Below are 6,816 nucleotides of genomic sequence, written 5' to 3' on the forward strand. Positions count from 1 at the left end.
ATTTTCAACAGAGAGAAGTAAATGAGCATAGTTAATGATATCGCTAGCAGCAAAATTCAGGTTCACAATCTGAACTTTTACTATGGCAAATTTCACGCGCTGAAAAACATAACGTTGAATATTGCAAAGAATAAAGTAACCGCTTTTATCGGTCCGTCGGGTTGCGGTAAGTCTACGTTACTACGAACTTTCAACAAAATGTATGAACTGTATGGTGAACAGCGGGCGGAAGGTGAAATTCTGTTGGATGGCAATAATATCCTGACTGATAAACAGGATGTGGCGCTGCTACGGGCTAAAGTTGGCATGGTATTCCAAAAACCAACGCCATTTCCGATGTCTATTTACGACAATATCGCGTTTGGTGTCCGTCTGTTTGAAAAACTCTCTAGAGCAGAAATGGATGAACGTGTTCAGTGGGCTTTGACGAAAGCGGCATTATGGAATGAAACCCGGGATAAGTTGTATCAGAGCGGATACAGTCTATCTGGCGGGCAACAGCAACGTTTGTGTATTGCGCGTGGCATTGCGATCCGGCCGGAAGTTTTACTGTTGGATGAACCTTGTTCAGCTCTCGACCCGATTTCTACTGGTCGGATTGAAGAGTTGATCAGCGAATTGAAATCGGAATATACCGTGGTGATTGTGACTCATAATATGCAGCAGGCGGCGCGTTGTTCAGACCACACTGCGTTTATGTACCTTGGTGAATTGATTGAATTCAGTGATACAGACACATTGTTTACCACACCAAAAATGAAACAAACTGAAGACTATATTACCGGTCGTTATGGTTGATTACGGGGCGTAACATGGACAATCTGAATCTCAATAAACATATTTCTGGTCAGTTTAACGCTGAACTGGCACATGTCCGTACTGAACTGATGGCAATGGGCGGGCTGGTGGAGGAGCAACTCACTAAAGCTATTACCGCGATGCATAATCAGGATGCCGCATTGGCGCGTGAAGTGATTGAGGATGACCATAAGGTCAATATGATGGAAGTGGCTATTGATGAAGCGTGTGTTCGCATCATTGCTAAGCGCCAGCCAACGGCCAGTGATCTGCGGCTGATTATGTCAATTTCGAAAACAATCGCTGAGCTGGAAAGAATTGGTGATGTCGCAAATAAAATTTGCCAGACGGCACTTGAGAAATTCTCACATCAGCATCAACCACTGTTGGTTAGCCTGGAATCTCTTGGCCGCCATACCATCCAGATGCTGCATGATGTTTTAGATGCCTTTGCCCGCATGGATCTGGAAGAAGCGATTCGTATCTATCACGAAGATAAAAAGGTGGATAAAGAGTATGAAGGTATTATCCGCCAGTTGATGACTTATATGATGGAAGATCCTCGAACCATTCCCAGTGTGCTAACCGTCCTGCTTTGTGCCCGTTCTATTGAACGAATTGGCGATCGTTGTCAAAACATCTGTGAATTCATTTTCTACTATGTTAAAGGGCAGGATTTCCGGCACGTAGGTGGTGATGAACTGGAAAAGCTGTTGACGAAAGATAACGAGTAGCTCGCTGACCCCTTTGTCAATCATCTGAAATGCTGGTATTTTTACCAGCATTTTTTTACCTTATAATTATTAATAGTTATAAGTATAGTTATTTATATTATTTCATGCACTATAGTGGAATTGATAGCTTGTGATTAATAAAGAATTAATTGTTGTCAGGAGTGTTTAATGAAATCTCGCGTTCTTATTACGGCGTTATTGGCCGGGTTAACACTGGTTACTGGTGCTGCGAAGGCGGATAAGCTGGATGATATTAAAAAAACCGGCACAGTGCGGATCGCTGTGTTCGACAGTAATCCACCGTTTGGTTTTATTGACCCGCAAACCAAAAAACTGGCGGGTTATGATGTAGATATCGCAAACGCGATTGCAAATGACTTGGGTGTTAAATTGGAACTGCGTCCGACTAACCCGGCAAACCGTTTACCTCTGTTGGCATCAAAGAAAGTTGACTTGATTGCCGCCAACTTTACCGTCACTAATGAGCGTGCTAAACAAGTTGATTTTTCAATCCCTTATTTTGCCACTGGGCAAAAATTTATTGCCCGTAAAGGTGTTTTAAAATCTCCCGAAGACATTAAAAATTTACGTATTGGTGCTGATAAGGGGACAGTACAGGAAATTACGTTGCGCGAGCATTATCCGACAGCCAAAGTGATCTCTTATGACGACACACCTCTGGCCTTTGCTGCGCTACGTAACGGTAATGTGCAAGCCATCACGCAGGATGATGCCAAGTTAGTCGGTCTGTTGGCTAATGTACCGGCAGCCCAAAAAGCTGAGTTTGAGATCTCTCCTTTTAGCATCACTCGTGAATATCAGGCAGTGGCTGCGGCGAAAGGACAAGAGCGCTTGGTTGAAGCGGTGAACCAAACTTTGCTGAAACTGGAAAAAGAGGGTGAAGCCGCAGAGATTTATAACCGCTGGTTTGGCCCGGAGACCAAGTCGTCTCAGCCGCGAGGGGACTTTAAGTTTGCGCCTTTGGAGCAGCAAACTGAGTCCTAATAAGTAATAAACCCTTGGTAACTAGCCTCGCCTGTTGTTGCGGGGCTTTGTCATTGGTAATACCTGGTAATCGTAAGATATGTTTGAGTTATTTGTTACAGAACAGTTGCTTGCTCCCCAATATTTGGGGTGGCTTTGGCAAGGTTTCCTGATTACGCTGTGGATATCCGCTTGTACCGTTCTGGCTTCCACCGTACTAGGGTTTGTACTGGCTGCTGCCCGTGACAGCCAACTGAAAATTCTCCGTTGGCCGGTAACCGCTTACACCACGCTATTTCGCAACACGCCTTTGCTGATACAACTGTTTTTCTGGTATTTCGCCTCAGGGCAAATACTGCCGCAAGAAGTGATGCTTTGGCTGAACACGCCTCATGAAATCAATTTGTTAGGTCTATCATTGGCCTGGCCTTCATTTGAATTCCTGGCTGGATTTATTGGTTTAACCCTCTATTCAGCACCATTTGTGGCGGAAGAGCTACGCGCTGGTATCCAGGGTGTAGGGCGCGGGCAAAAATATGCCGCTCATGCACTGGGGCTCACCGGCTGGCAGGCAATGCGTTATGTCGTATTGCCACAAGCGTTGAAGATCGCAACGCCGCCATTGCTAGGACAATATATGAATATTGTGAAAAACTCATCACTGACAATGGCAATTGGCGTGGCTGAGTTGTCATATGCTTCGCGTCAAGTAGAAACCGAAACATTGAAAACGTTTGAAGCATTCGGTGTGGCGACGGTGCTGTATATCGCCACTATTGCCGTCATGGAAGGTTGGGGGCAATGGCGTCAACAACAAGCTATAGCGAGAGGACATTAAAATGGATTTTTCAGTCATTGCAGAAAACTGGCGCTATTTACTGTTAGGAACCTTCCCTGATGGTCCTCTTGAAGGGGCAGCGTTGACATTGATTATTAGCCTGATGGCTGGGGCGATTTCTATTGTATTGGGTACGGTTGCTGGTATTGCTTTGGCAATGCTGAAAGGCTTCTGGGTTAACCTGTTAGCCGCAGTATTGGGCTTTTTCCGTGCAATTCCCGTCATTATGCTGATTTTCTGGACTTACTTCCTATTGCCGGTGATGCTTGGTATAGAAATTCCAGAAATTACGACAGTAGTTTGCGCTTTGGCATTGATCACCTCGGCCTATTTGGCGCATGGGGTAAAAGCGGGGATTATGGCGATTGGTGCCGGTCAGTGGCAAGCAGGGCTATCATTAGGTTTTAACCGTTGGCAGGTACTTTGGTACATTGTTTTGCCACAAGCGTTGCGGATGATGGTACCTTCCTTTATTAATCAGTGGATTGCGCTGATAAAAGATACCTCTCTGGCTTATATTGTTGGCGTGGCGGAACTGTCATTCTTGGCAACTCAGGTTAATAATCGCAGCATGGTTTACCCGACAGAAGTCTTTTTATTTGTCGCGTTAATTTATTTCGTGATGTGTTTGGCACTGGAATTAACTGCAAACTATCTTGTTCGCCGTTTTTCTCTGCAACGCAGGAAAATGTCTATTTTCCGTTTCTGGCGGAAAGAAAAATTAGTTTTGGCTCCCCAATATTAGTCTTTCTCTTTATTTAATTATCTATATCTAAAGTATAGTCTCCCTATTTTCACGATAGGGAGATTATTGATGTTAATTTCCCTCATTAATATGTATAACCCCATGATTTTCTTTATGGAAATATAGTGTAATTTCTACAATTGCACCATCTTGTTTCTGTAACATGTGGTGAAGATTCACTGGCTTACTATCTGTACCGATTGGTGTACGACCGGATGACATTAGCTCTATGTTCGTTTTTCCTGATTTTGGGTTAATATATTTCGGATCGAATATATCATTATCTCTGATAAACCTTATTCCCTTGAAGTTCAATTAGCTCAGTTGACCAATATAACCATATATTTATATATGGGGCAAATTCGACTTATTTATTATGTGTTTTTTACTGTAATTCAATAAAACTGCTTGTTATTAAAATAGGCTCATCATATGATTCTAAGTCTTCATTTAACCACATTGCCCCATTCCTGTCTAAATGAAATTTAACTAAAGACCCAAATTCGTCTAATGAAGTAATAACATTAAGTTTACTAATGGGATTAAAAGAATTCCATGAAATAAGTAAGGAATTACAGAATAATATTGAATATTCTAAATAATCCTTATTCACATAGTCATCAATATGAAGTGAATTTACAAAATACTCAAATCCAACACAATCCTGAAAGTGTTTTTGGGATGCAGAAGAGCTGTAAGTCAGACCCTGTAAATAATTCTATGTATTGCTCCATCAACTCCACTACCACCAAGTAAAGATGTATTAGCTGCATTAACGATAGCATCAACAGCAACTTTTGTTATGTCACCTAACATAATTTCCACTTTATTTTTCATTTAATAATATCCTTAAAAACACCTCTACTAAAGTTTTGTAAGATTGTTTTTCTTCGGGTGAATATATGACATTCATTACCTGCCTATCTAAAATACAATCATATATGTCTATACTTAGCCAACCCTTAGACCATATATCAATAGTCCCTAGTTTTCCACAGCCCTCTTTTTAAATAATTTTTTCTGATAAGTAAATAGTAACTGGCAGATAAATAAGCCCCAGCCGTGGCTGGGGTTGTGAGTTATTTGTTTTGAGGATAGTTATAATGATCAGGTATTTTGTAATCTTCTGGGATTTTTGGTTCATCTACGATATTTAGTAGTTCATCAGCATCATTAGTAAACGCTTCAAAAAAGCTAGATAATGTCATCGAGTGGACTCTTATCCTTAATAAAGCTGCTTGTACTGCTAATCTATCACCAGTACTTATAGCACTATCAAGTAATTTTTGACTGTCAAATAATCTCTGTAAATATTCGATGTAGGATACATCAATATCCTTACCATAATTTACAGATAAGCCATCTAAGTCTACTTTAGCGTTAGATTGTTCAGAGAATAGCTTCAAATAAGAAGTTTTTAACTCTTCAAAAAGGAATTTATCTTTCATTTAGGCAATCTCCTGCCTTCGGCTTTTGCACTTTTTGTTTTGGCTTCATTAAAAGATCCATCAAGATTAACGACAACCTTAAATTTACCGTTTCTATCAAATACTTCAAGATGATTCATATGAGAGCCATCAAGATAATATTTATCTCCTTTGGTAATCATACCACCAATATCATCTTTAACTTGATAAACACTCTGTCCCTGATAAATTTGACTGGTTTTATTTGAGCCATCTTTAATCTGACTCCCAAATCCCGGTTGCTTAAAAAACTCTCCCATATTACCAACTGCACCCTTATTCGGCTGATAAGGTTGTTTATTCTTCCCAACAATCGAAGCAACGGAAGCTTTACCGCCGATAGCACCACCAATACCGGCAGATTCTACCGCTTCTTTGGCTATTAATGCACCTTTTTCCCAAGCGGGCAGCGAGTTATACAACAGCCCTAAATCGTTCTGGTTTTCTGTCGTCACAAACTGGCTGATGCGATGAGCATCCTCAGCCGATAAGTCAAACATCCATCTTAAGCCACTGATGGCATCTGCTGTTTTTATCCCGCCGTCCATTTCGGCCTGATAGGTCAATGTACATAACCCACCGCTCCCGGCACAGTCAGATAACATGTCTGCCCGTTGTGCTGCGCTCAGTTTGTTGTATTTGTTCCAGATTGCTTCGGTAGGCGTTCCCTGCTTATTGGCTTCCTGGAGCTCTCTGACCAGATTGTAGGCATTCATGGAGTTCAGGTGGTTAAAGAGAATAACAATTTCTCCGGCATTAGCCCCACTGTTAGCGCCTTTGGCACTGTTGGTCGCAATGGCCCCTGCAACGCTGCCAATGATTTTGCCACCCGCCTGAATTTTCATTGGATCATTGAATGTTTTATCCAATGTTATCGCGGCCAGTTCTGCCGCTAATGCCCCGGCAGCCGCCCCTTTGGCATCACCGCCGCCAATTTCCGCCGCAAGGGCAGAAACCGCCGCATGGCTGATAGCTTTTCCGGGTAAACCTAACACCTGACCGTTCTTGCCAATCAACCCGGCACCCTCGGCGTTAATCTGGCTGCCAATATTGGCCAGTAATGCGGTGGTAAAATTGTCCTTAAAACTACCGCCATTGATGGCTGTACCCAGGCTGGAACTGATAATGGATTGACCTGCTACCCGTTGAGCGACTTTGCTCCAGTCACCATTGCTTAATTTAGGTAATGTCGCTTTTGCCGGGTTAATTTGCGTGCCATTGGCGGCTTTATCCCATCCCATGACGTTATCA

Annotated in this window: 8 protein-coding genes and 1 pseudogene; 5 read left to right on the forward strand and 4 right to left on the reverse strand. The window is 42.3% G+C overall.

Annotated elements, in window-relative coordinates:
* Window positions 1–21: 21 nt before the first annotated feature.
* The 5 genes from pstB to KZ793_RS11955 all read left to right on the forward strand — a co-directional run bounded on the left by pstB (window position 22) and on the right by KZ793_RS11955 (window position 4,099).
* Complete coding sequence (pstB, locus tag KZ793_RS11935; RefSeq protein ID WP_036813691.1) at window positions 22–798, forward strand: phosphate ABC transporter ATP-binding protein PstB; 777 nt, start codon at window positions 22–24, stop codon at window positions 796–798.
* A 14-nt stretch (window positions 799–812) separates the two neighbouring features.
* Window positions 813–1,532 (forward strand): phosphate signaling complex protein PhoU, encoded by a 720-nt coding sequence (phoU, locus tag KZ793_RS11940; protein ID WP_225815545.1) that lies wholly within the window; start codon window positions 813–815, stop codon window positions 1,530–1,532.
* 168 nt (window positions 1,533–1,700) lie between these two features.
* Window positions 1,701–2,537: an ABC transporter substrate-binding protein gene (locus tag KZ793_RS11945; RefSeq protein WP_225815546.1), complete on the forward strand. Its 837-nt coding sequence runs from the start codon at window positions 1,701–1,703 to the stop codon at window positions 2,535–2,537.
* 79 nt (window positions 2,538–2,616) lie between these two features.
* Window positions 2,617–3,354: an amino acid ABC transporter permease gene (locus KZ793_RS11950; protein ID WP_225815547.1), complete on the forward strand. Its 738-nt coding sequence runs from the start codon at window positions 2,617–2,619 to the stop codon at window positions 3,352–3,354.
* Between the two features lies 1 nt (window position 3,355).
* Window positions 3,356–4,099, forward strand: a complete 744-nt coding sequence (locus KZ793_RS11955) for an amino acid ABC transporter permease (RefSeq protein WP_225815548.1) — start codon at window positions 3,356–3,358, stop codon at window positions 4,097–4,099.
* A gap of 72 nt (window positions 4,100–4,171) precedes the next feature.
* Here the strand turns inward: KZ793_RS11955 and KZ793_RS11960 are convergent, their stop codons facing one another.
* From KZ793_RS11960 to KZ793_RS22680, 4 genes and pseudogenes are all read right to left on the reverse strand, one after another.
* On the reverse strand, window positions 4,172–4,321 hold the full coding sequence (locus KZ793_RS11960) for an HNH/ENDO VII family nuclease (protein ID WP_225815549.1): 150 nt from the start codon (window positions 4,319–4,321) through the stop codon (window positions 4,172–4,174).
* A gap of 495 nt (window positions 4,322–4,816) precedes the next feature.
* Window positions 4,817–4,936 (reverse strand): annotated as a pseudogene (locus tag KZ793_RS11965) (macro domain-containing protein); the annotation flags it as partial.
* Window positions 4,937–5,178: 242 nt separating this feature from the next.
* Complete coding sequence (locus KZ793_RS11970; protein WP_225815550.1) at window positions 5,179–5,547, reverse strand: hypothetical protein; 369 nt, start codon at window positions 5,545–5,547, stop codon at window positions 5,179–5,181.
* A partial coding sequence (locus tag KZ793_RS22680; protein ID WP_317987461.1) for a DUF637 domain-containing protein occupies window positions 5,544–6,816 on the reverse strand: 1,273 nt, incomplete at its 5' end. The genes KZ793_RS11970 and KZ793_RS22680, both read right to left, overlap by 4 nt.

This window comes from Photorhabdus antumapuensis, assembly GCF_020387775.1.
Lineage (GTDB): Bacteria > Pseudomonadota > Gammaproteobacteria > Enterobacterales > Enterobacteriaceae > Photorhabdus > Photorhabdus antumapuensis.

What these genes read in the sequence shown, in the direction of transcription:
- KZ793_RS11950 (WP_225815547.1), top strand. Translation starts at nt 2,617, where the DNA reads ATGTTTGAGTTATTTGTTACAGAACAGTTGCTTGCTCCCCAATATTTG.
- KZ793_RS11955 (WP_225815548.1), top strand. Translation starts at nt 3,356, where the DNA reads ATGGATTTTTCAGTCATTGCAGAAAACTGGCGCTATTTACTGTTAGGA.
- pstB (WP_036813691.1), top strand. Translation starts at nt 22, where the DNA reads ATGAGCATAGTTAATGATATCGCTAGCAGCAAAATTCAGGTTCACAAT.
- KZ793_RS11970 (WP_225815550.1), bottom strand. Translation starts at nt 5,547, where the DNA reads ATGAAAGATAAATTCCTTTTTGAAGAGTTAAAAACTTCTTATTTGAAG.
- KZ793_RS11960 (WP_225815549.1), bottom strand. Translation starts at nt 4,321, where the DNA reads ATGTCATCCGGTCGTACACCAATCGGTACAGATAGTAAGCCAGTGAAT.
- phoU (WP_225815545.1), top strand. Translation starts at nt 813, where the DNA reads ATGGACAATCTGAATCTCAATAAACATATTTCTGGTCAGTTTAACGCT.
- KZ793_RS11945 (WP_225815546.1), top strand. Translation starts at nt 1,701, where the DNA reads ATGAAATCTCGCGTTCTTATTACGGCGTTATTGGCCGGGTTAACACTG.